Genomic DNA, 22,145 nt, shown 5'->3' with positions numbered 1-22,145 from the left:
CCCCTTCCTGGAAAGGGGCTGCAGAGGGGCACCACAGAAGCCGTAGTGTTGGGACCGCACGCAATGGAACTGCTGCCGGCGGCCGCCCCAGGTGGCCGGACCGGTCGGAAGGAGGCGCTGGGTGATCGAGCTCGAGGGGGTGCCCGAGCTGATCGACCCGGTCATGGTGGCCGCGTTCGAAGGCTGGAACGACGCCGGCGACGCCGCCTCCGCCGCGGTCGCACATCTGGACCGGGAGTGGAAGGGCGAGGTCTTCGCCGCGCTCGACGCGGAGGACTATTACGACTTCCAGGTGAACCGTCCCACCGTCTTCCTGGACGGCGGCGTACGCAAGATCACGTGGCCCACGACCCGGCTCTCCGTCGTCCGTATCGGCGACGCGAACGGCAAGGGGCGGGCACGCGACCTCGTCCTGGTCCGCGGTATCGAGCCCAGCATGCGCTGGCGCTCGTTCTGCAACGAGATCCTCGGTTTCGCCCATGAGCTGGGTGTGGAGATGCTGGTGGTGCTGGGCTCGCTGCTCGGCGACACCCCGCACACCCGCCCGGTCCCGGTCAGCGGAGTCACCTCCGACGCGGAACTCGCGAGCCGCCTGGACCTGGAGGAGTCCCGTTACGAGGGCCCGACGGGCATCGTCGGCATCCTCCAGGAGGCGTGCACCCATGCCGGCGTCCCGGCGGTGAGCCTGTGGGCCGCGGTACCGCACTATGTGTCGCAGCCGCCCAACCCGAAGGCCAGCCTCGCCCTGCTCAACCGCCTGGAGGACCTCCTCGACGTGCGTATCCCGCTCGGCGAGCTGAGCGAGGACGCCCGCGCCTGGCAGCTGGGCGTGGACCAGCTGGCGGCCGAGGACGGTGAGGTCGCCGAGTACGTCCAGTCCCTGGAGGAGGCGCGGGACACCGCGGATCTGCCGGAGGCGTCCGGTGAGGCCATCGCCCGCGAGTTCGAGCGCTATCTGCGCCGCCGGGACCCGCAGGCCGGCCCGGGAGTGGCGACCGAGGGCGGGCTCGCCGACGGCTCCTTCCACCGCGACCCCACCGGCGGCCGCACCCGCCCGCCCCGTCCGGCGCCCAAGGAGCCGCGCGAGCACCGTCCCGGCGACGACACCGGCGCCGGCCCCCAGGACCCGGGCCCCGACAAGGGCGCCACGGACTCCGACGGCGCGGCCGCGGCCGGCGGTGCGGACGCCGCCGACTCCGCGAAACCGGAGGACGGCCCCGAGGACAGCGGGAGCTGACCCGGTACGCCGGGGCGCCGGACCGGCCGTCACGCCGGTCCGGCGCCCCGCGTGCGTGCGCGGAAGCGGGCCGCGCTCAGCGCGCACAGTGGAAGCGCGCCCCCGCCCAGTCGCCGTGATCGCCGGACTTCTTGCCGTCGGTGTCGGTCACCTTGAGCCGCACGTGCCGGGCGCCGCCGAGCGGCACGTCCACCGCCACCGGCGCCGAGGTCCCGGTCAGTTTCGGTGAGGTCCACAGCACCTTGCCGTCCGCCTCCACCGAGAAGGCGACCTCGCCGTAGTCGGCGATCTCGTCGTCGACGCCCACGTCCGCGGTGACGGACGAACAGCGCCCGCCGGTGAAGAACTCCAGGTCCGAGTCGGCGTGCGCCCCGATGCCCTTGGCGTAGGTCTTCCCGGCGAGGGTGAGCGGAGCGCCGTCCGCCGCCCCCGACTCCCCGTTACTGCGGTCGCGTTCGGCCGGACCGTATCCGTTGGTGGCGCTCAGCCACTCCAGATCGCTCGCCCAGGTGTCCCCGGCGGGTGCCCGCGGTACGGCCCGTACCTCGAACCGGTGCACCGCCGTCCGCCATGCCCCGGCCGCGCGGTAGCGGACGGTCGCGGTGACGGTGACCGGGTCCGCGCTGACGGCGTCCTGGGGCGCGGTGAGCGTCTGCGTCTCGTGCAGGGTGGTGCCGGCCGCGATCCGCCGCTGGTGCACCGGCGCCGAGGCGGTCCAGCCCCTGGGGGCGGACAGCGTCACCGAGACGTCCCGTGCGTCACGGGTGCCGGCGGTCACGGCGGTCCGTACGGCCGTCGGCGCGCCCTTGGTCACCTCCTGGCCGCCGGGGGTGTCCACGACGGCCGCGGCGCCCGGTGTCCTGCCGCCGACGGCGCTCGCGCCCTTCAGCGTCAGGGCGAAGGCACGGCCGGTGGTGCGCACGGCGGTCTTGATCTGTACGACGCCCGCGCGGTCCGCGGGGTCGTAGCGCCAGCCCTCGTCGGCCGCCCGGAACGCCCGTGCGGAGCGCAGGTGTGGCAGCGGCCGCCCGGCCAGTTCGACGGCGCGCGGCGCGTCCCCGGTGTGCACGGTGAATCGGTAGGGCCGGGACGTCTGCATGCCGTGGTACGCGCCCCGCAGGGCGCCCACCTCGATCCGGACATCGCCGCCGCCGGAGCGCGGCGCCGCCACCCGCACCCGCTGGGTGGCGCTGCCGCCCCGCCGGTGCGCGCGGGTGACACCGTCGTCCTCGTAGAGCGTGAAGGAGGAACGGCCCTGCGGATAGACGTCCCAGGCGAGCGGCGAGTGTGCCGTGCGGTCCTGGTACGACCTGATGCCGGGCCACATGGGGACGGCAGCACCGGCCCTGACGAACAGCGGCAGGGTGTCCAGCGGGGCGCTGTAGCCGTTGACGGTCGTCGGGCCCCGGTAGACGCGGCCGGACCAGTAGTCGGTCCAGGTGCCCTTCGGCAGATAGATGCCGTCGCGGGTGTCGGTGTCCCGGTAGACGGGCGCGACGAGGAAATCCCGCCCGGAGAGGAATTCGTACTTCGCCGCGTCGGTGCCGGCTTTCGGGTCACCGGGGTATTCGAGCCACAGCGGACGTACCGGACCGACGCCGGTACGGGTCGCCTCCGCCGCGTGGGAATACATGTAGGGCAGCAGCGACTCCTTGAGCTTCAGGTACTTCCGGTTGACGGAGGTATAGGGCTCGCCCTGGCGGTAGGGCTGTTTGTCATGGGCCGCCCAGCCGTCCATCGTCATCATCGCCGGGAGAAAGGACTTCCACTGCAGATCGCGGGCGTACGTCTTGGGGCTGCCGCCGAAGATGCCGTCCACGTCACCGGTCGTGTAGGCGAGTCCGGACATGGTGGCGCCGGCATAGGTGGGAATCTGCCAGCGGATGTAGTCCCAGCTGCCGCTCTGGTCGCCGGACCACTGGACGCCGCAGCGCTGGGCTCCCGACCAGCTCTCCGGGGCCCAGGTGAAGCCCCGCGCATCGCTGTTGTCCTCGATGCCCCGGTAGGCGTCCTTGCAGCCGTCCAGGGCGAATTTGTAGCCGTCGCCGACCCAGGCGACATCGAGTTTCGCGATCCGCTGGCCCGCCTTGACCTGGTCGCCGAGTTTGGCGATACCGTCCTCGGTCCACAGCCCGAGTTTCATCTTCCGTGCGCCGAGGCCCTGTGCGGTCTCGGCGAGGTGCTCATAGCCGCAGCCGTAGCCGTCGTTGACCAGCATCCAGCCGTTGGGCAGGTCGTTCTCCGTATAGCCGTCGGCGACCTTCAGCGCGTCGAGGGTGTGCCGCTCGCCGCGGTTCGCATTGTGCAGATAGCAGTCCGAATCGCCGATCTCCAGGCCGTACAGCGGTGGCAGAAAGGGCTTTCCGGTCAGCGAGGTGTACTGGCCGATGACGTCCTTGGCGCTCGGCCCGGCGAAGTAGTAGGCGTCGAAGCGCCGTTCCCGCGCGCTCGTCGTCACCGGGTCGTGGAAGGCATAGGTGTTGGGCGCGTAGGTGTTGCGGAAGACGCCGTAGCCGGCGGAGGAGAGGTAGAACGGGACGGAGTTCGGGTGTCCGCCGTCGTCCCAGTGGTAGTCCACCCCGACCTCGGTGGTGTGGCCGCGGTGGGAGGTGTTGCCGCGGCCGTTCTGCATGCCGGCGCCGTAGAACTGCTCGTCGGCGCCGCGCGCGAGGGTCTGGGTGGTGGTCTTGTCGTCCCAGCTCAGCCCCTTCGACTCGGACCACACCAGCGAGCCGTCGGCCCGCCGCAGCTCGAAGCGCAGCGGCGCCTTGAAGGCCCGCAGGGTGACCTGGGAGGTGCTGAGTTCATAGGCGTCGCCGGCGTCCCGCCAGTGGGTGGGGGGCGGTGCGCCCTGGGGCAGCACAATGTCCTTGCCGGTGGGGTCGGAGAAGGTGCCGTCGGGGGCGAGTTCGAGACGGAAGGTGCGCGGGGTGACGAAGCTGACGCGGGCCTCGGCGCGGCCCGCGTGCAGATGGTAGACGGGCCCGTCCGCCGCGAAGCCGGTGATGTCGCCGACGGTCTGTGCGGGCGCCCCGGCGTCGGCCCGTACGCTGCCCGCCGGCCCCGCGACGGTCATCGCGAGCCCGAGCAGCGCGGCAACGACCGCGGCCCGCAGTCCTGTTGGTGTCCTCATGACCGCAAGCTCTAGCCCGCCCGCGGGGCCCGCCACCATGGACTCTTGCGGCGGACTGCTGGATTTCCGGTCCCGCCGCCCACGAGAAGGGGCGCCTTCACCGGCCGGTGAAGGCGCCCCTGGGAGCGGAGAACGGAGAGTTTTACAGGGCCACGCCGAGGAGTGCGTCGACCGCGCGGGAGGCGAGCCCGGGGGCTCCCTCGTCGGTGCCGCCGCCGTCCTGCTGGGCCGCGGCCCAGCGGTCCACGGCCGCCAGCGCCGCCGGGGAGTCCAGGTCGTCGGCGAGCGCCGTACGGATCTCCTCGACAAGGGCGTCGGCGGACGGGCCGTCGGGACGGGAGACGGCGGCACGCCAGCGCGCCAGCCGCTCCCCGGCCTGTTCCAGCACGGCGTCGGTCCACTCCCAGTCGGCGCGGTAGTGGTGGGCGAGCAGCGCCAGCCGGATCGCGGCGGGGTCGGTGCCGTCGCGCCGCACCGTCGAGACGAAGACGAGGTTGCCCTTGGACTTGGACATCTTCTCGCCGTTCAGGCCCACCATCCCGGCATGCACATACGCCTTGGCGAACGGGTGCTCACCGGTGAGCGTCTGGGCGTGCGAGGCGCCCATCTCGTGGTGCGGGAAGGCGAGATCGGAGCCGCCGCCCTGGACGTCGAAGCCCATGCCGAGGTGGTCCAGCGCGATGGCGACACACTCGATGTGCCAGCCGGGCCGGCCGCGGCCCAGCGAGCCGCCGTCCCAGCTCGGCTCGCCGTCCCGGGCCGCCATCCACAGCATCGGGTCGAGCGGGTTCTTCTTGCCTTCGCGCTCCGGGTCGCCGCCGCGCTCGGCGGACAGCAGCCGCATCGCCTCGGCATCCAGCCGGGAGACCTCGCCGAAGTGCGGGTCGGACTCGACGGAGAAGTAGATGTCGCCGTCCAGCTCGTAGGCGGCGCCGGCCTCGCGCAGCCGCTCCACCAGGGGGACGATGCCGGGTATCGACTCGACCGCGCCGATGTAGTGGCGGGGCGGCAGCATCCGCAGGGCCGTCATGTCCTCGCGGAAGAGGGCGGTCTCGCGCTCGGCGAGCGCCGTCCAGTCGTCGCCGGTGGCCACGGCCCGCTCCAGCAGCGGGTCGTCGACATCGGTGACGTTCTGCACGTAGTGCACCTGGCGCTTCGTGTCGAGCCACACGCGCTGAACCAGGTCGAACGCGTTGTAGGTCGCCGCGTGCCCCATGTGGGTGGCGTCGTACGGCGTGATGCCGCAGACATAGATACGGGCGACGGGACCGGGGGCGAGGGTCACCCGTCCGCCGGTCGCGGTGTCGTGGATCCTCAGGTCGCGGCCCTGGCCGGGCAGGGCGGGGACCTCAGAAGCGGGCCATGCATGCATGCCTTGAGCCTAACCGGACGGATGTTCCGCATACGAACCGGACCGGGACTCTTGGCCGGAAAGGCGGTCTTGTGTTCGACGGACGGGCATGCCATGAGGCGGCCCGGCTCCCCCGCGCGGTGCCCGCCCGGTCAGACGGGCGGCCAGGGGATGGCGGGCCACTCGCCGCTCGGCTCCGGGTGCCGGCCGCTGTGCAGCAGCCGGGCCACCCGCGCCCGCAGCGCCTCGGTCTCGTGGTCCGTGATCAGTTCGGCCAGTCGGGCGGCGAGCGGACCGCCGTCCTCCAGCGACGTACGCAGGTCCCCGAGGACCGCGAGCGCCTCCTCGGTCAGCGGCTCCCCCGCCCACCCCCACAGCAGCGTGCGCAGCTTGTCCTCGGCGTGGAAGCTCACGCCGTGATCGATGGCGAAGAACTCCCCGCCGGCGCCGGGCAGCAGATGACCGCCCTTGCGGTCACCGTTGTTGATCACCGCGTCGAGCACCGCGAGCCGCCGCAGCCGCGGGTCATCGGCGTGCACCAGCAGCGCCGTACCGCCCTCGCCGGTCTGCGCGAGGCCGACCGCCTTCCACCCCGGCCCCGGCTCCTCGTCCTCGACCAGGGCCAGCAGCTCGGGCACCGCGTCGCCGCTCTCCGGCGGATCGATCCACTCCTGGACCATGCCGGTGCCGTACGGCCCCTCCCGCAGCACCGTCGGCGGGATCAGATCCCAGCCGCAGGCCCGGGAGACCTCGTACGCGGCCACCTCACGCTGGGCGAGGGTGCCGTCGGGGAAGTCCCATAGCGGGCGCTCGCCGGCGACCGGCTTGTAGACACAGGCGGCGCCGGTCCCGTCGTACGCGACCGTGCAGTAGAGCACGGCGTTGGACGCCTCCTGGATGCGGCCGCGCACCGTCAGCTCCCCCTCGGCGAGGAGGACGTCGCGGGGGTCCGGGGCGGCGGGCGGCGCGGCCGGTCGTGCCCTTGACGGGGACTGCGGATCGGCGGGACCGGGCACCGGCGCGGCCGGGCGGGCGGCGGGCTCCATGGCGCTCAGGCGTCCCGCCGGTATCCGTTCTGGCGCGGGCATACGTGTCCCTCCGGGTCGAGCGGCAGGCTGCACAGCGGGCATGGCGGGCGGCCGGCGTTGACGACCTCCAGCGCCCGCTTGGCGAAGGCCCTGGCCATGGTTCCGGTGAGGCGTACCCGCAGCATCGGCGGACCGTTCTCGTCGTCCTGGAGCAGCCGCTCCTCGGCGTCGGCGAGCTCCTCGTCATCGTCCGCGTCCAGCTCGACCAGGGCCTGTGCCTCGACGATCATCCGCTCGTCCTCGCCGTCCCAGGCCAGCGCCATCGTGCCGACCCGGAATTCCTCCTCGACCGGGGTCTCCAGCGGGGCGGCGTCGGCCAGCTCGGCGGGCGAGACCGCGGGCACCGGCGCATTGCCGCCGCTGCGCCGTACGACCTCGTCCAGCAGCTCGTCGATCCGCTCGGCGAGGGCTGCGACCTGGGTCTTCTCCAGGGCGACGCTGGTGGTGCGGCCGGCCGCGGTGGCCTGGAGGTAGAAGCTACGGCGGCCAGGCAGCCCGACCGTACCGGCCACGAAGCGGTCCGGCGCGTCGTAGAAGAACACCTGACGGGACAACGTCCTGCTCCGATTGCTCGACTGCGGGGTCACTGCGGTCGCTGCACGTCCTGCGGTCACTGCGCGGATCGCAGGGGCGTGGCGGGCAGCGCCGTCGCACCACCCTACTGCGCCGACTGATCACGCTGCTCCCGCACCACCGCCGACGGCCGCGTCCCGGTCGGCCGCCGCGCTGCCCCCATCGTCCCGGGGTGCGAGCGATCCGAAATCACCGGTGTCCCCGAGCCGTACGAGGTAGGGGCGCAGCCGCGTGAAGCGGATCGCGGTGACCGAGCAGGGCTCGACGGAGATCCGCTGGAAGAGGTCGAGGTGCATGCCCAGGGCGTCGGCGACCAGCGCCTTGATGATGTCGCCGTGCGCGCACATGGCGTAGGTGGCCTCGGGGCCGTGTGCCTCCTCGATCCGGGCGTTCCAGTCGCGTACCGCGTCCACCGCCCGCGCCTGCATCGCCCGCATCGACTCACCCCCGGGGAAGGCGGCCGCGGAGGGGTGCCGCTGGACGACCTCCATCAGCGGCTCGTCGCTCAGTTCGGCGAGTTTGCGGCCCGACCAGTCGCCGTAGTCGCATTCGTTGATCCGGTCCTCGATGTGCAGGGTCAGCCACGGGCGGGCGTCCAGCAGCGGCTGCACGGTCTCCCGGCAGCGCTGCAGCGGGCTGGAGACGACGGCGGTCAGCGGCACCTGGGCCAGGCGGGCGGGCAGCGCGGCGGACTGGGCGGCGCCGCGCTCGTCGAGGGCGACTCCGGGCGCGCGCCCGGCGAGCACCCCGGCGGTGTTGGCGGTGGAGCGGCCGTGCCGCACCAGGATCAGCGTGGGCATGGCCGCCAGCCTACGTTCCGCGGACGCCTTTCTGGCAGGTGGCCGGGCGAGGGGCGAGAATGCCAGGTGTGATCGTGGACTGTGCCATCTACCGGGAAGGCCGTCGCAACGAGTGCGCGACGGACTTCTCCGATGCCCTGCGCGCCGCACGGGCCGAGGGGCGGTCCTTCCTGTGGCTGGGGATGCACGAGCCGACGGAGGAGGAGTTCGCGCGCGTCAGGTCCGAGTTCGCCCTGCATCCGCTGGCGATCGAGGACGCCCTCAAGGCGCACCAACGGCCCAAGCTGGAGGTCTACGACGATTCCCTGTTCATGGTGCTGAAGCCGGTCACCTACGACGACCGCGCGGACACGGTGACCGCGTCGGAGCTGATGGTCTTCGTGGGCGACTCGTTCGTGGTGACCGTCCGCCACGGGGAGGCCAGCCCGCTGGCCGCGGTGCGCCACCGGCTGGAGGAGCACCCGGAGATCCTGCGGCACGGCCCGGGGGCGGTGCTCTACGCGGTCAGCGACGCGGTGGTGGACCACTACATCGAGGTGGCGGCCGAACTCCAGGTGGATCTGGAGGAGTTGGAGGCTGAGGTGTTCGCCCCGGTGCGTGGCCAGGACACCAGGAACACCGCCGCCGAGATCTACGCGTTCAAGCGCGAGGTGCTCGAATTCCGCCGGGCGACCGGCCCGTTGGCGGAGCCGATGGCCCGTCTGCAGAACCCCGGGGTGCCGTTCGTGCACGATCATGCGCGCCCGTTCTTCCGCGATGTCGAGGACCATCTCACCCGCGCCAACGAGTCGGTGGAGGGCCTGGACCGACTGCTCTCGGACATCCTCGCCGCCCATCTCGCGCAGATGGGCGTACGGCAGAACGACGACATGCGCAAGATCTCGGCCTGGGCGGCACTGGCGGCCGTCCCCACGCTGATCGCCGGCATCTACGGCATGAACTTCCACGACATGCCGGAGCTGTCATGGCACCTGGGGTACCCGGCCATCCTGGGGCTGATGGTCGTCATCGAGGTGTCGCTCTACCGGCTCTTCAAGCGCCGCGGCTGGCTGTGACACCGGCGGCGCCGCGGACCCGTCCGGGCACCGGCCTCAGGCGAACTCCGGCGCCGAGGCCGCCGGGCCGCCCAGCGCGTCGCGCCGCTCGGGCATCCGGAGGCTGACCATCCGCCGCCAGCCGCCCAGCCGCTCATAGCCGTGCATCGCCCGGATCCCGGTGGCGAGCGCGGCGGATTTCGCCCTCGGCCAGGTCAGGATGCGGCCCATGTGGTCCATCACGGCCAGGCTGACGTCCCGGTAGACGACGATCTCGGCACGGGCGCACTCGTGCAGGATCCGCTGAATGGTCCGGCCGTGCCCGGCGCCGGCCAGCCGCAGCAGCTCCTCGTGGCAGTAGTCGAGGTGGTTCTCCTCGTCATGGGAGATCATCCGGATCGCCCTGCCCACCTCGGGGTGGTCGCCGAAGTGCCGGGTGAGCATCTCCATCTGGTCGGCGGCGCGCTGTTCGGTGACCCGGCTGTGGGCGAGGTAGGTGATGATGTCGAGCTCGGTGAGCGGCACGTTGCGGCGCAGCTTGTCGTGCGCCAGACCGATGCCGTGCCGCTCCAGCAGGGCGGTGTAGTCGGTCTCGTCGGGGACGAGGGCGGGCGTCAGGCCGCGCTTGCGCAGCAGGGCGTGGAAGATCCGGCCGTGTTTGTCCTCGTCGGCGCCGTGCCGGGTGACCTTGGGCGCCAGGGTGCGCATGGACGCGGGGAGCAGTGCGGCGATCCGGCCGTTCTCCCAGCCGCCCTGAGCCTCGCCGCTCGCCGCGATGGAGCAGAACAGTCGGTAGGAGTCGTCGTTGTCGACGATCTCCTGGAACAGGCTTCGGGCCGAGAACATCTGCGCCACCTCCGAACGGACACACCCGCGAAGACCGAGTCAAGTGGGGTGTTCGGCGGGCGGCAACCGCAGTCGCGGTCCCTTGCGCCGTTCGGGCGGGACCTGCCCCCGCTGCGGGCGTAACCGGCCCACCCGTCACGGCGTTGTGCAGCGCGACGGCCGTGGCGGGGAGGACCCCCGAGCCCCCACCACGGCCGCGGCGTATGTCCGGTCCGGCGTCCTGGCGCCGGACCGCGACGGGCCGGGCGGCACAGCGACCGGACGGCGGCGCCCCTGACGGTCTCCTACGCCAGTCCGGCGCGCTCCAGGGCCTCGGTGCCCGCCCGCAGCGACGCCAGCCGGTCCTCCAGGGCGAAGCCCGCCGGAGCCAGCGTCAAGGTGGTCACGCCCGCCGCCGCGTAGGCCTGCATCCGCTCGGCGATCCGCTCGACGGAACCGAGCAGCGTGGTCTGGTCGATCAGCCGCTCCGGGATCGCGGCGGCCGCGCCCTCCTTGTCGCCGGCCAGGTACTTGTCCTGGATCTCGGCGGCTTCCTTCTCGTATCCCATGCGCCGGGCCAGCTGGTTGTAGAAGTTCTGCTTCCGGCTCCCCATACCGCCGACGTACAGGGCGGTGTACGGGCGGAACATGTCGGCCAGCGCGCTGACGTCCTTGTCCGCGCCCAGGGCCAGCGGCAGCGTCGGACAGATGTCGAAGCCCTCCAGCGTCTTGCCCGCCTTCTCGCGGCTGGCGCGGAGGTGGGTGACCGCGGTGTCCTCCAGATGCTCGGCGGCGGGGAAGATCAGCAGCGCGCCGTCGGCGATCTCGCCGGTCTGCGTCAGGTTCTTCGGGCCGATCGCGGCGATGTAGAGCGGGATGTGCTCGCGCTGCGGGTGCACGGTGAGCTTCAGCGGCTTGCCGGGGCCGCCGGGCAGCGGCAGGGTCCAGTGCTCGCCCTCGTAGGACAGCCGCTCGCGGGTCATGGCCTTGCGGACGATGTCCACGTACTCGCGGGTGCGGGCCAGCGGCTTGTCGAACTTGACGCCGTACCAGCCCTCGGAGACCTGCGGGCCCGAGACGCCCAGGCCGAGCCGGAAGCGGCCGCCGGAGAGCGAGTCCAGGGTCGCGGCCGTCATCGCGGTCATGGCGGGCGCCCGCGCCGGGATCTGGAAGATCGCCGAACCGATGTCGATGCGCTCGGTCTGGGCGGCGACCCAGGAGAGCACCGTGGGGGCGTCGGAGCCATAGGCCTCGGCGGCCCAGCAGACGGAATATCCGAGGCGGTCGGCCTCCTGCGCCACCGCGAGATTGTCGGAGTCCATCCCGGCGCCCCAGTAGCCGAGGTTGATGCCAAGCCTCATGCCGCTCCCCTTACCGATCGGTAACGTCGCTGTTCCGGGGACTGTAGCGCGCGCCCGCGCCGGCCGTCATCGGCGGGTTGTCCACAGGTCCCCTGATCCTCGCGCGCGGCCAGTAATCTCAAGGCTCATGGAGCAAAGGCACCTCGGCCGTACGGGCCTGCGCGTGACCCGCCTCGGGCTCGGCACCCTGAACTGGGCCCGCGACACGGACGAGCAGGAAGCCGCCGACCAGCTCAAGGCGTTCTGGGAGGCCGGCGGCACCCTCGTGGACACCGCCGACATCTACGCCGACGGCGGTGCCGAATACCTCCTGGGCCGCCTGACCGAAGACCTCGTGCCGCGCGCCGACCTGGTGATCGCCACCAAGGCCGGCAGCGTCCTGGAGGCGGACCGCCGGGTCGACTGCTCCCGCCGCCATCTCCTCGCCGCCCTGGACGCGTCACTGGAGCGGCTGGGCACGGACTATGTCGACCTCTGGCAGCTGCACGCCTTCGATCCGCACACGCCGCTGGAGGAGACCCTGGCGGCCCTCGACCTCGCCGTCAGCAGCGGCCGGGCGCGCTATGTGGGGGTGTCTAACTTCTCCGGCTGGCAGCTCGCCAAGGCCGGCACCTGGCAGCTCGCGGCGCCCGGGGTGCGCAACCGCCTGGCGAGCACACAGATGGAGTACTCCCTGCTCCAGCGCGGAGTGGAGCGGGAGGTGCTGCCCGCGGCGCTCGATCTCGGCATCGGTCTGCTGCCGTCGTCGCCGCTGGGCCGCGGTGTGCTGACGGCCAAGTACCGCCATGGGACCCCGGCCGGTTCGCGGGGCGGATCGGAGCACATGGCGCCGTTCGTCGCGCCGTACCTCGACGAGACGGCCGGCCGGGTCGTGGACGCGGTCGCCACCGCCGCCGACGGACTGGCCGTCACCCCCCTCCAGGTCGCGCTCTCCTGGGTCCGCGACCGTCCCGGAGTGACCGCGCCGATCCTCGGCGCCCGCACGGCACAGCAGCTCGGCGCGGCGTTGTCAGTGGAGGCCCTTAGTCTTCCTGACGAGATCCGCCGGGCGCTGGACGATGTATCGGCTCCGGTGCACCACTACCCCGATCAGGACTGGAGCACGCTGTGAGTACCGACCGCCTCGCCGGCGACACCGCGCCCGAGCAGGAGGCCGCGCCCGGGACCGCGGATGCCCAGGCGTCCGGCCCCGCGGCGGCGCCGGACGGGACCACTGACCCCGCGGCACACGCAGCTGCCCCGAGCGGAGAAGCAGCGGCTCCCGTGGCGGCCACGGCGTCCGGCGACGGCACGACGGCCCCGGAGGACGGCACCCCGGCCAAGGCTCCGGGTCACGGCGCTCCGGCAGAGGCTCCGGGCGACGGTGAGTCGGCAGAGGCTCCGGGCGACGCCCCCGCGGCAGCGGACGGTAGGACGCCCCCGCAGGACGCTGCCGGGGTGGGCGAGGACGCGGCGGCGGGCGGTTCAGAGGCCGCAGCACCCGGTCCCGAGTCCCCTGCCGCTCCGGCCGGCGCAGCCCGCGGCACCGGGGCGTCCGAATCGGCCAAGGCGACCGCGGAGACGCTGGCCGCGGCGGTGCGGGCCGTGGAGACCGGCGAGCGCTCGGCCGCCTCCTTCTTCGCCGACGCCCCGCGCCCCGCCAAGCCGGCCGCACCCGCCGGCCGGCCCGCCGACGGCCCCCCGTCCTCCGGCGGCCCCGCACCGCAGCACCGCCCGGCGAGCCCGGCCCCGGAACCGTCCCCGCCGCATCCCGCACCCGAGGCCGGCGGGCCGGCCCGTCCCTCCGTCGTGGACGGCGGCGCCACGGGCCCGTCCGCCGGGGCGACCGCCCCCACCGGCTCCGCGGCGACTCCCGGGCCGGCTGCGTACGCGCCCGGAGCCGACGGCGTACGGCAGGTCCTCGCGGCCGGCGGCGCCCCCGAGTCGCTGGCGGACCGGGCCGCGGAGGTGCTCGGGGAGCGGGCCGCCGAGGCGCTGCACGAGGACCCCTGGCAGCTGCTCGCCGTGCCCGGGGTACGCCCCGAGCAGGCCGACGGCTTCGCCCGCGCGCTGCTCGGCCCCGCCTGCGGGCCGGACGACGAGCGGCGCGCACAGGCGCTGGTCGGCTGGCTGCTGGAGCAGGCCGCGGTCGCGGGGCACTCCGCCCTGGAGGCATCCGCGCTGCGTGCGGCGCTCGCCCAGCGCGCGGTGCCCGACCCCGACGAGGCCCTGCAGACCGCCATCGCGGACGGTGCCGTGCTCGTCTTCCAGGACGCGATCGAGGAGCCGGGCAGGCCCCGCCCCGTCACGGGCGAGGACGAGGAGGCGGCGCAGCCGGTCCGGATCCTGCTCGGTCTGGATCGCTTCGCGATGGCCGAGGAGAGCGTCGCCGACGGCCTGGCACGACTGCTGAACACCTTCGAAGCGGTCGCCGGTCCGGAGGCGGAGACGGCGGACGCCCCACCGCCGGCCGAGGACGCCACGACCGCGGCGGAACCGGCAGCGGCAGCGGCAGCCGACGAGGACCACGCGACCGCCGGGTCCGAGACAGCCCCGGCGTCCGACACCCACACCGGTACCGGGTCCGGGGCCGGGGCCGGGCCCGAGGCGCCCGCCGGGTCCGACCCTGCCTCCGGCCACACCGACGACACCACCACCCGCCCCGTCCGGCCCTCCGCCGCCGCGTGGGAGGCCGCCGCGGCCGCCGCCCCGTCGCCCTCGGCCGCGGAGCTCCTGCGCGCCGCCGCCCACAGCGGCGTGGTGGCGCACACGGGCGCCGAGGCGGCCCGCGCCGAACCGGCCGCGCTGCTCGCCGCGGCCCGCGCCTTGGGCCTGCGGGCCTTCGGCGCCACGCATACCGAGAACGGCCGCCGGCGCCTGGCCGCGGACCTCGCCGCGGGCGCGCCCGACGCGGTGGACCCCGGCACAGCCCCCGACCCGGCCGCCGTGACCGTCTCCGGCCTGCTGTCCGGGCAGCAGGGCCCCGGCCGGGATGCGGACGGCGCCCTCGCACTCGATCTGCTGGTGGTGCTGGACGCCCCGCAGCTGGATCTGGAGACCGCCGCACTCCTCGTCGAATCGCTGCCCGACGGGACCCGGCTGGTGCTCAGCGGCGACCCGGGCGTCCTGTGGTCGGCCGGCCCCGGACGACTGTTCGCCGATCTGCTCGCGGCCCGCTTCTGCCCCCAGGTCGCCTCCCGCACCCCGGACTTCGGGCCGATCGGCGAGCTGGTGTCCGGCATCGGCATCGGCGAGCTGAGCCAGGTCGAGGCGCCCGGCAAGGAGGTGGTGATCGTCCCGGCGCGGGATGCCGGTGAGGCGGTGCACCGCACCGTCCAGCTGGTCGCCGACTCCGTGCCCCGGGCGCTGGGGGTCCCCGCGGACCGGACACAGGTGATCACGGTCGGACACGGCGGCGCGGCCGGCACCCGCGCGCTGAACACCGCCCTCAAGGAGCGGCTCAACCCCGGCCCCGGCCGGTTCGGCGGCTTCGACCCCGGCGACCGCGTGGCCTACGCCCCCGCCCCCGGCCGTACGGTGCCCGGCACGGTCACCGGCGCGGACGCGTCCGGACTGCGGCTCGACTGCGACGGCGCCGCGGTCGTGGTGCCGCGCGAGCAGGTCGGCGCGGGAGCCGTGCGCCACGGCTGGGCGCTCACCGCGCACCAGGCCGCCGGAATGCGCTGGCCCGCCGCGGTGGTCGTGCTCCCCGGGGATGCCGCCGGCGGCCTGACCCGCGCCTGGGTCTACACCGCCTTCAGCCGTGGCGAGCGCCATCTGTCGGTGGTCCAGGGCGTCGACCAGGCGCTGGCCCGGGCGGTCGCCGAGGTGCCCGTCAAGGAGCGCACCACCCGGCTGCGCACCCTCCTCCAGCAGAGCGCGCAGACCACTCAGGAGCCCTCGGCGGACGGCTGAGTCCGGCCCGCCGCCGGTCCCCTACGCCCGCTACGCCCGCTGCCCCGGCCGTCGGCAGAATCCTGCCGACGGCCGGGGCAGCGTCGTCACCGGAGCAGGGTGGGTGCGCCGCCGCGGCGGCGCACCCACCCCTCGCTCACCGCTCGTGGTCGAGCGGCTCCATCAGATCGTCGTCGCCGAGTTCCTCGTCGAAGACCGCGCTGACGTCGAAGCGGCAGACGACCCGCTGGGGATCGGCCTGGTCGAACGGTGCGGACAGCCACTCCCCCGGCTCGGCCGGATCGTCGGCGGCCGCCACCCACAGGGTGGAATCGCCCTCCTCCAGGCCGAACTCCTTGTGCCGGGAAGCGATCTCGTCCGGTTCGAACTCGCCGAACAGCACCCCCAGCGCGGCATGCACGCTGGTGCCGACGACCGCGGCGGCGTCGGCACCCCCGGCCGCGGCCTCGTCGGCGGCGTCCGGATCAAGATCGGCGACGCGCTGGGCCTGGTGCAGCAGCCGCTGCGGTTCGGCGACGGTGTAGTCGCGCCGGATCAGCACGCTCAGCGCACTCGGCTCCTCCGGGCCCGCATAGGCGGGCAGCGCCTCGTTCCCGGGGATCTCGAAGGGGGTGACCTCGTCGTAGGTGTCGTACAGCAGCTCGTCATAGACCTCAGCCGCCGCGGCGAGCTCGTCGAACGCGGCGTAGACGGCCGGATCGTCCTCCCCCGAGCGGCGTTCGACCGCGTCGAGGTGACGGTCCAGCGCGGCTTTGACCGCCTCGGCGGCGGCACGTACCTCGGCAGCGGAAGGCTGCGCAGCATCAGACATAGTGCAGACGCTATCCGTACCGGGGCCGGTCCCGCACAATAGATGCGATGCCGGAATACGAATTCTGCGATGTGTATGTGCCCCGGGGCGTCTCCCGGAAGGCTGCCACACGCCTGCTGACCGACCATGCCGAGTACGGACACTGGGAGTTGGACCGCCTGCGTCTGAATCCCGACGGGAGCCGCAAGGTGAGGCTGCGCCGCCGGATCATCCGGCAGCTGCGCGCCACGTGGTGACCGTCTCCGGCGGCTGAGGACAGCAGAGCGGGCCCCGCCGAGGCGGGGCCCGCTCCGTCGTGCGCCTGGTGCGCTATCCGCGGCCGGTCACCGGCGCGCGGCACGCGCCCTGCGGTAGAGCACGGCGCCCCCGAGCAGCAGCCCGGCACTGGCCGGCACCGCGTACCCGATCGAGCCCGCGCCGGTGTGCGCGAGCTGCCCGACGGGCTTGGCGGGCTTGGCCGGCGTCACGTGCGGGGTGTGCCCCCCGGTCTGCGGGTGGGTACCCGGCGTGTGCGGGGTGTGCTGGCCCGGCGTGCCCGGGTGGTGCGGCGTCCCCGGGTGCTCCGGCTTGCCCGGGTGGTGGGGCTTGCCCGGGTGGTGCGGCGTCCCCGGGTGCTCCGGCTTGCCCGGGTGGTGGGGCCTGCCGGGGTGCTGCGGCACACCCGGGCGGGTCGGCGTCTCGTTGGCGCAGTGGTTGCCGAAGGCGGGGTTCAGCAGCCCGCCCCCCGAGACCTGGTTGCCGCAGGCGTTCACCGGAACGTCGACCGGGGCCTGGACATTGTTGCCCGACACGACGCCCGGCGAGTTCGACGCCTGGCCTGCCGCGCCCGCACCGCCGCCACCACCGTGGTGGCGGCCGCCGTGGAATGCGCCACCGCCGCCGTTGGCGCAGCGGTTGCCGAACGCGGGGTTGAGCAGCCCGACGACATTGACGGTGTTACCGCAGGCGTTCACCGGTACATGGACCGGAACCTGGACGTTGTTGCCGGATCCCACACCGGGCGAGTTGGCCGCGCCTCCGGCGGCTCCCGCGTCGGCGTGTGCATAGCCGGCGGCCAGGGCGAGTACGCCACTGGCGGCCGCCGCGGTGATCAGGCCCTTTCGTGCGACCTGTCTCATAGGTAGTTCCCCTGCCTAGTGCCTTACAGGAATGCGGACGGGTGACGATCCTCGAGAAAATCCACCCGTCCGCCTAAATATCCTCAGCGGCTCCGGAATGCAGAATTCGCCTTCCGCAGCTGGACCGAGTCGGACCCTTACGGGTGCAAGTACAACGCCAAAGGACGTCGGAAAGTCACTTGTTGACGCAGTTCTCGCCGAAGGAGGGGTTCATCAGGCCGACCACGGAGACCGTGTTGCCGCAGGCGTTCACCGGAACGTGCACCGGTACCTGGACCGTGTTGCCGGACACCACACCGGGGGAGTTCAGTGACGCACCCTGGGCACCCGAGTCCGCAACGGCCAGACCCGCACCGGCGAGTACGACACCACCGGCCAGTGCCGCAGCAGCGGCGACCTTCTTGATCATTATTCCTCCTTGTAGGCAAGTACGATCCCAGCCGCGGACCGCACTCACTGCAACGAAGAAAAGACCGTTGAAGCTACGAACACATCGGGGTGTTCACTCGTTTCAGCGAACTCGGCGTAAAGGCAGGAAATTCGGGCCGAATTCAGCTCTGGTCGATGAACCGATCGAGCACCCTCACCCCGAACTTCAGTCCGTCCACCGGCACCCGCTCGTCCACCCCGTGGAACATTCCTGCGAAGTCCAGCTCCGGCGGAAGTTTCAGCGGGGCGAAACCGAATCCGCGGATCCCGAGATCGTCGAAGGACTTGGCGTCCGTACCGGCGGAGAGCATGTACGGCACGGCCCGGGCGATCGGGTCCTCGGCCTGCAGCGCCGACTGCATCGCGTCGACCAGCGCGCCGTCGAAGGTGGTCTCCAGCGCCTTGTCGGCGTGCACGTCCTCACGCTTGACCCGCGGGCCCAGGATCCGGTCCAGGTCGGCCAGGAACTCCTCCTCATGGCCCGGCAGGAACCGGCCGTCGACGTGCGCGGTGGCCTGGCCCGGGATGACGTTGACCTTGTAGCCGGCGCCCAGCTGGGTCGGGTTGGCGGTGTTCTTGAGCGAGGCGCCGATCAGCTTGGCGATCCCGCCGAGCTTGGCCAGCGTGGCGTCCATGTTCTCGGGGTCGAGCTCGGTGCCCAGCGCGTCCCCGAGCTGGTCGAGGAAGGACCGCAGCGTTTTGGTCACCCGCACCGGGAACTCGTGGCGGCCCAACCGGCCGACCGCCTCGGACAGTTCGGTGATGGCGTTGTCCTTGTGGATCATCGATCCGTGGCCGGCGTTGCCGTCCACGGTCAGCTTCATCCAGTGCATGCCCTTCTGGGCCGTCTCGATGAGGTAGAGCCGCACCTTCTCGTTGACGGTGAAGGAGAAGCCGCCGACCTCGCTGATCGCCTCCGTGACGCCCTCGAAGAGGTGCGGGTGGTGATCGACGAGATAGCGCGCGCCGTAGGTGCCGCCCGCCTCCTCGTCGGCGAGGAACGCCAGCACGATGTCGCGCGGGGGCTTGCGCCCGGTGCGCAGCCGGTCACGGACGACGGCCAGCGTCATCGCGTCCATGTCCTTCATGTCGACCGCGCCGCGGCCCCAGACGCACCCGTCGGCGATCTCGCCGGAGAAGGGGTGGTGGGTCCAGTCCTCGGCGTTGGCCGGCACGACGTCGGTGTGCCCGTGGATGAGCAGCGCGGGCCGCGAGCGGTCCTCGCCCTCGATACGGGCGACGGTCGAGGCACGGCCCTTGTGGGACTCGAAGATCTGCGGCTCCAGGCCGACCTCGGCGAGCTTCTCCGCGACGTACTCGGCGGCGGCCCGCTCCCCCGGGCCCGAGTGGTCGCCGTAGTTGCTGGTGTCGATCCTGATCAGGTCCCGGCACAGGTCGACGACCTCGTCCTCGCCGGTGACCGTACGGCCCGACTGCGACTCGCTCATGCCGCAACCTCGCTTCGCTCGGCCTTGCATGCGCGGGGCTCGCACCTTTCCACGGTTCGCTCGCGGTGCTCGCTCACACTGCCTCCTCTGGGTTCACGGCCGCGTCTCGCGCCCCCGGGGAGCACGGCCCGCGGCGGGGTCCACCGCCATCCTCCACCCGCCACCGCCTGTGCCCAAGGGCGCCATACTCCCGACATGCCCTGGTCACAGCCGCGCATGGGGCGCCTGGTGCGGGTGATCGACCACCCGCGAAGGTTTGCTATTGTTTTCCACGTCGGAACGGCCCAGGCCGCACCGGCAGACACCTTGTCCGGGTGGCGGAATGGCAGACGCGCTAGCTTGAGGTGCTAGTGCCCTTTATCGGGCGTGGGGGTTCAAGTCCCCCCTCGGACACAGCGAAGCACACAGTTCAGCGGGCGGTGACCGTACGGTCACCGCCCGCTGAACTGTTTCCGCACGTCCGGGCGGCTACCGCTCGGCCCCCTCGGCGGGCGCCGCCTCCCTGGGGCTGGCCATGTCGAGCAGCAGCATCGCGTCGTGGTCGGGGGTGCCGGGCGGAGCCTGGTAGCTGACCAGGCGCTGGCCGTTCGTGCGGAAGATCTCCATCACCTCGAAGCTGAGGCACATCGAGCCCACCTCCGGGTGCTGGAAGTGCTTCCGGCCGCCGCCGCGCGCCCGTACGTCGTACCGCTCCCACAGTCGGGCGAACTCCGGGCTCTTCAGCACGAGTTCGCCGACCAGCTGGGCCAGCTCCGGCATGTCCGGGTCGGCGCCGGCGATCGCCCGCAGGTGGGCCGCGCTGTGCGCCGCCATCGCCTCCCAGTCGCGGTACAGGCCGCGGCCCATGGGGTGCAGGAACATGTAGCGGGTGAGGTTGCGGCGCTCCGGCGGCCAGTCCGTGATGCCGGGGTGGAGCCGCAGGCCGGGCCGATTGGCGGCCAGCAGGTCATTGGCGCGGCTGACGACGTACGCCGGTGAGGGGCGCAGCGTCTCCAGCAGGGTGCGCACCGACTCCCGCACCGCGCGCGCCGGACCCGGGGACGGCGCCGGTGCCTGGCCCGCGGCGAGCGCCACCAGCTCGTGCAGCCGCCGCAGCGCGTCGGGGGAGAGCTGGAGCACCTCGCCGAGCGCGGCGACGACGGCGGGCGAGGGCCGGGTCTCGCGGCCGCGCTCCAGCCGCGTGTAGTAGTCGACGCTGACCCCGGCGAGCGTCGCCAGCTCCTCGCGGCGCAGCCCCGGAGTGCGGCGGATGCCCGTGCCGGCGGGCAGGCCCACGTCCCGCGGGCGGATCTGCCCGCGGCGGGCGCGGAGGAAGCGGCCCAGTTCCGTGCCTTCGCTCATCCGCCAAGTGTCGCAAAGGGTGACGCGTCCAGGGGGGCCGTGTCAGGGCCAGGAACGCCGCTCCCCCGTACGGCTCGGTCTACCGGAGATCGCGCACGCCGAGCAGGCTGCCTTCCGTAGCCGCATCCGGTGGGGACGGGGCAGGGAGGGGCAGAGGACGATGGGTGTGACGCGATCCGTGGCGGACGCGGAACGGGAAGCGGGGGCCGGCGCCCGGGGCGGGAGAGCGGAGACCCTGGGTGCGGCGGAGCGGCCGGGATCCGCCGGCGCGGCGTTGACCGCCGCCGTCCTCGGCTTCTTCGTGATCACGATCGATGTCTCCGGCGTCAATGTCGCGCTGCCCGCCGTCGGGCACGCATTCGGCGGCTCGCTGGCGGGGCTCCAGTGGGTCGCTGACAGCTACACGCTGATGTTCGCGGCACTGATGCTCTCCGCCGGTGCGCTCTCGGACGCGGTCGGCGCGCGGCGCGCGTACGGCTGGGGGCTCGGCGTCTTCACCCTCGCCTCGCTGGCCTGCGGGGCGGCGCCCACGCTCGGGGCGCTGACGGCGGCACGGGTGGTGCAGGGGAGCGCGGCGGCGGTGATGGTGCCTGCCTCGCTGGCGCTGATCCGGCAGGCGTTCCCCGAGCCGGGGGCCCGGGCGCGGGGCATCGCGCTGTGGACCGTCGGCGGCGCGGTGGCCATCGCTGCGGGGCCCGTTCTGGGCGGGCTGCTCACGACGGTGTGGACCTGGCGCGCCGTGTTCTGCCTCAACGCACCGGCCGGGATCGCCGCGTTCTTGATCCTGCTGCGGGCGGCGCGCTCCCCGCGCCACCGTGCCGCGTTCGACCTGCCGGGGCAGCTGACGGCGGTCCTCGCGCTGGCCGCACTGACCTTCGCCGTGATCGAGGGCGGGCACAGCGGGCTCACCGGCACCGTGGCCGTCGCCGCCGGGGTCGCGGTGGTGTCCGGGGCCGGTTTCGTGGCCGTGGAGGCACGGCGGCGTGCGCCGATGCTGCCGCTGGAGCTGTTCCGGCAGCGCGGCGTCGTCGTGCCGGTCCTCGCCGGCTTCGCCCTCAACACCGCTTTCTACGGCGGGGTGTTCGTGCTGGGTCTCTTCTTCCAGGAGCAGCGGGGGCAGTCGGCGCTGTCGGCGGGGCTGATGTTCGTGCCGATGGCGGCGGTCACCGCGTACTTCAACTACCTCTCGCCGCGGGCGGTCTCCCGCTTCGGCCCGCGGGCGGTGGTCGTCCCGGGCCTGCTGACCTGCGCGCTGGGCTGCGGCGAGCTGCTCGCCGTCGGCACCGGCACGCCCGCGTGGGCGGTCGCCCTGCTGATGGTCCCGCTGGGCGTCGGAGGCTCCCTCGCCATGCCGGCGCTGACCTCCCTGATGCTCGACAGCCTCGCCGCCGAGCGGGCCGGCACGGCGGCGGCGCTGCTCAACACCGCCCGCCAGACGGGCGGAGCGCTCAGCATCGCCGTCTTCGGCGCGCTCCTCGCGGGGAACTTCACGGCGGGTATGCGGGAGAGCCTGTTGCTCGCCGCCGCCCTGCTGGTGGCCGTGGCGGTGGGTGCGGCGGCGCTGCTGCCGCGGCGGGGAGGACGGCTGCGGTGAGGACGGCTGCGCTGAATCGAGGCCGGAGCGGGCCGGGCCGCGGGGGCGTCGGTCGTTCGCCCCTCCCCCGCCGGCCCGCGCCGCCGGCCGCGACTTGAGCCGGCAGCC

General features: G+C 73.2%; 18 protein-coding genes and 1 tRNA gene. 7 read left to right on the top strand and 12 right to left on the bottom strand.

Features of this window, described 5'->3' with window-relative positions:
- Positions 1 to 121: 121 nt before the first annotated feature.
- Positions 122 to 1,237 (top strand): PAC2 family protein, encoded by a 1,116-nt coding sequence (locus tag OIU81_RS29595; RefSeq protein ID WP_329152677.1) that lies wholly within the window; start codon positions 122 to 124, stop codon positions 1,235 to 1,237.
- A gap of 76 nt (positions 1,238 to 1,313) precedes the next feature.
- Here OIU81_RS29595 and OIU81_RS29590 read toward each other — a convergent pair whose 3' ends face one another.
- The 5 genes from OIU81_RS29590 to OIU81_RS29570 all read right to left on the bottom strand — a co-directional run bounded on the left by OIU81_RS29590 (position 1,314) and on the right by OIU81_RS29570 (position 8,182).
- Positions 1,314 to 4,370 (bottom strand): NPCBM/NEW2 domain-containing protein, encoded by a 3,057-nt coding sequence (locus OIU81_RS29590; protein ID WP_329152675.1) that lies wholly within the window; start codon positions 4,368 to 4,370, stop codon positions 1,314 to 1,316.
- 142 nt (positions 4,371 to 4,512) lie between these two features.
- Complete coding sequence (mshC, locus tag OIU81_RS29585) at positions 4,513 to 5,742, bottom strand: cysteine--1-D-myo-inosityl 2-amino-2-deoxy-alpha-D-glucopyranoside ligase (protein WP_329152673.1); 1,230 nt, start codon at positions 5,740 to 5,742, stop codon at positions 4,513 to 4,515.
- Positions 5,743 to 5,873: 131 nt separating this feature from the next.
- Positions 5,874 to 6,809: an SCO1664 family protein gene (locus tag OIU81_RS29580; protein ID WP_443074066.1), complete on the bottom strand. Its 936-nt coding sequence runs from the start codon at positions 6,807 to 6,809 to the stop codon at positions 5,874 to 5,876.
- Positions 6,773 to 7,363 (bottom strand): DUF3090 domain-containing protein, encoded by a 591-nt coding sequence (locus tag OIU81_RS29575; RefSeq protein ID WP_329152671.1) that lies wholly within the window; start codon positions 7,361 to 7,363, stop codon positions 6,773 to 6,775. Before OIU81_RS29575 ends, OIU81_RS29580 begins: the two co-directional genes overlap by 37 nt.
- 120 nt (positions 7,364 to 7,483) lie before the next feature.
- Positions 7,484 to 8,182 carry a histidine phosphatase family protein gene (locus OIU81_RS29570; protein WP_329152670.1) on the bottom strand — a complete coding sequence of 233 codons (699 nt, stop codon included), beginning with the start codon at positions 8,180 to 8,182 and terminating at the stop codon, positions 7,484 to 7,486.
- A 59-nt stretch (positions 8,183 to 8,241) separates the two neighbouring features.
- Between OIU81_RS29570 and corA the strand changes: the two genes are divergently transcribed.
- Positions 8,242 to 9,237 (top strand): magnesium/cobalt transporter CorA, encoded by a 996-nt coding sequence (gene corA, locus OIU81_RS29565; RefSeq protein ID WP_329152668.1) that lies wholly within the window; start codon positions 8,242 to 8,244, stop codon positions 9,235 to 9,237.
- Positions 9,238 to 9,273: 36 nt separating this feature from the next.
- On the opposite strand, the gene OIU81_RS29560 is transcribed toward corA, so the two are convergent.
- Both OIU81_RS29560 and OIU81_RS29555 read right to left on the bottom strand, forming a co-directional pair.
- Positions 9,274 to 10,062, bottom strand: a complete 789-nt coding sequence (locus OIU81_RS29560; RefSeq protein ID WP_329152666.1) for a ferritin-like domain-containing protein — start codon at positions 10,060 to 10,062, stop codon at positions 9,274 to 9,276.
- Between the two features lie 284 nt (positions 10,063 to 10,346).
- The gene (locus OIU81_RS29555; RefSeq protein ID WP_329152664.1) at positions 10,347 to 11,402 is read right to left on the bottom strand and encodes an LLM class F420-dependent oxidoreductase; all 1,056 of its coding nucleotides are present in this window, start codon (positions 11,400 to 11,402) and stop codon (positions 10,347 to 10,349) included.
- A gap of 127 nt (positions 11,403 to 11,529) precedes the next feature.
- Here OIU81_RS29555 and OIU81_RS29550 point away from each other — a divergent pair, with 127 nt between their 5' ends.
- Positions 11,530 to 12,513, top strand: coding sequence for an aldo/keto reductase (locus tag OIU81_RS29550; RefSeq protein ID WP_329152663.1), 984 nt, complete (start codon positions 11,530 to 11,532; stop codon positions 12,511 to 12,513).
- Positions 12,510 to 15,296, top strand: coding sequence for a helix-hairpin-helix domain-containing protein (locus tag OIU81_RS29545; RefSeq protein WP_329152661.1), 2,787 nt, complete (start codon positions 12,510 to 12,512; stop codon positions 15,294 to 15,296). The genes OIU81_RS29550 and OIU81_RS29545 overlap by 4 nt, the downstream gene beginning before the upstream one ends.
- A gap of 136 nt (positions 15,297 to 15,432) precedes the next feature.
- On the opposite strand, the gene OIU81_RS29540 is transcribed toward OIU81_RS29545, so the two are convergent.
- A complete protein-coding gene (locus OIU81_RS29540) occupies positions 15,433 to 16,107 on the bottom strand; it encodes a hypothetical protein (protein WP_329152659.1) in 675 nt (224 codons plus the stop codon).
- A gap of 47 nt (positions 16,108 to 16,154) precedes the next feature.
- Between OIU81_RS29540 and OIU81_RS29535 the strand changes: the two genes are divergently transcribed.
- A complete protein-coding gene (locus OIU81_RS29535) occupies positions 16,155 to 16,343 on the top strand; it encodes a DUF5703 family protein (protein ID WP_006607658.1) in 189 nt (62 codons plus the stop codon).
- Between the two features lie 87 nt (positions 16,344 to 16,430).
- Here the strand turns inward: OIU81_RS29535 and OIU81_RS29530 are convergent, their stop codons facing one another.
- The 3 genes from OIU81_RS29530 to OIU81_RS29520 all read right to left on the bottom strand — a co-directional run bounded on the left by OIU81_RS29530 (position 16,431) and on the right by OIU81_RS29520 (position 19,102).
- The gene (locus tag OIU81_RS29530; protein ID WP_329152657.1) at positions 16,431 to 17,225 is read right to left on the bottom strand and encodes a chaplin; all 795 of its coding nucleotides are present in this window, start codon (positions 17,223 to 17,225) and stop codon (positions 16,431 to 16,433) included.
- A gap of 175 nt (positions 17,226 to 17,400) precedes the next feature.
- A complete protein-coding gene (locus tag OIU81_RS29525) occupies positions 17,401 to 17,634 on the bottom strand; it encodes a chaplin (RefSeq protein WP_329152655.1) in 234 nt (77 codons plus the stop codon).
- Positions 17,635 to 17,776: 142 nt separating this feature from the next.
- Positions 17,777 to 19,102, bottom strand: coding sequence for a M20/M25/M40 family metallo-hydrolase (locus OIU81_RS29520; RefSeq protein ID WP_329152653.1), 1,326 nt, complete (start codon positions 19,100 to 19,102; stop codon positions 17,777 to 17,779).
- 308 nt (positions 19,103 to 19,410) lie between these two features.
- Here OIU81_RS29520 and OIU81_RS29515 point away from each other — a divergent pair.
- Positions 19,411 to 19,495 (top strand) — tRNA-Leu (locus tag OIU81_RS29515).
- A gap of 75 nt (positions 19,496 to 19,570) precedes the next feature.
- On the opposite strand, the gene OIU81_RS29510 is transcribed toward OIU81_RS29515, so the two are convergent.
- Entirely contained in the window at positions 19,571 to 20,443 is an 873-nt protein-coding gene (locus OIU81_RS29510) for a helix-turn-helix transcriptional regulator (protein WP_329152652.1), read from the bottom strand.
- A gap of 160 nt (positions 20,444 to 20,603) precedes the next feature.
- Here OIU81_RS29510 and OIU81_RS29505 point away from each other — a divergent pair, with 160 nt between their 5' ends.
- Entirely contained in the window at positions 20,604 to 22,037 is a 1,434-nt protein-coding gene (locus OIU81_RS29505) for an MFS transporter (RefSeq protein ID WP_329152651.1), read from the top strand.
- The last annotated feature ends 108 nt before the right edge of the window (positions 22,038 to 22,145 follow it).

Origin of the sequence: Streptomyces sp. NBC_01454, assembly GCF_036227565.1 — a bacterium.
Classification (GTDB): Bacteria; Actinomycetota; Actinomycetes; order Streptomycetales; family Streptomycetaceae; genus Streptomyces.
The sequence above is the reverse complement of the archived record's forward strand: the minus strand, read 5'-3'. Positions and strand labels throughout refer to the sequence as shown.

What these genes read in the sequence shown, in the direction of transcription:
- OIU81_RS29590 (WP_329152675.1), bottom strand. Translation starts at nt 4,370, where the DNA reads ATGAGGACACCAACAGGACTGCGGGCCGCGGTCGTTGCCGCGCTGCTC.
- OIU81_RS29540 (WP_329152659.1), bottom strand. Translation starts at nt 16,107, where the DNA reads ATGTCTGATGCTGCGCAGCCTTCCGCTGCCGAGGTACGTGCCGCCGCC.
- OIU81_RS29550 (WP_329152663.1), top strand. Translation starts at nt 11,530, where the DNA reads ATGGAGCAAAGGCACCTCGGCCGTACGGGCCTGCGCGTGACCCGCCTC.
- OIU81_RS29530 (WP_329152657.1), bottom strand. Translation starts at nt 17,225, where the DNA reads ATGAGACAGGTCGCACGAAAGGGCCTGATCACCGCGGCGGCCGCCAGT.
- OIU81_RS29525 (WP_329152655.1), bottom strand. Translation starts at nt 17,634, where the DNA reads ATGATCAAGAAGGTCGCCGCTGCTGCGGCACTGGCCGGTGGTGTCGTA.
- OIU81_RS29570 (WP_329152670.1), bottom strand. Translation starts at nt 8,182, where the DNA reads ATGCCCACGCTGATCCTGGTGCGGCACGGCCGCTCCACCGCCAACACC.
- OIU81_RS29505 (WP_329152651.1), top strand. Translation starts at nt 20,604, where the DNA reads ATGGGTGTGACGCGATCCGTGGCGGACGCGGAACGGGAAGCGGGGGCC.
- corA (WP_329152668.1), top strand. Translation starts at nt 8,242, where the DNA reads ATGCCAGGTGTGATCGTGGACTGTGCCATCTACCGGGAAGGCCGTCGC.
- OIU81_RS29520 (WP_329152653.1), bottom strand. Translation starts at nt 19,102, where the DNA reads ATGAGCGAGTCGCAGTCGGGCCGTACGGTCACCGGCGAGGACGAGGTC.
- mshC (WP_329152673.1), bottom strand. Translation starts at nt 5,742, where the DNA reads ATGCATGCATGGCCCGCTTCTGAGGTCCCCGCCCTGCCCGGCCAGGGC.
- OIU81_RS29555 (WP_329152664.1), bottom strand. Translation starts at nt 11,402, where the DNA reads ATGAGGCTTGGCATCAACCTCGGCTACTGGGGCGCCGGGATGGACTCC.
- OIU81_RS29560 (WP_329152666.1), bottom strand. Translation starts at nt 10,062, where the DNA reads ATGTTCTCGGCCCGAAGCCTGTTCCAGGAGATCGTCGACAACGACGAC.
- OIU81_RS29535 (WP_006607658.1), top strand. Translation starts at nt 16,155, where the DNA reads ATGCCGGAATACGAATTCTGCGATGTGTATGTGCCCCGGGGCGTCTCC.
- OIU81_RS29580 (WP_443074066.1), bottom strand. Translation starts at nt 6,809, where the DNA reads ATGCCCGCGCCAGAACGGATACCGGCGGGACGCCTGAGCGCCATGGAG.
- OIU81_RS29510 (WP_329152652.1), bottom strand. Translation starts at nt 20,443, where the DNA reads ATGAGCGAAGGCACGGAACTGGGCCGCTTCCTCCGCGCCCGCCGCGGG.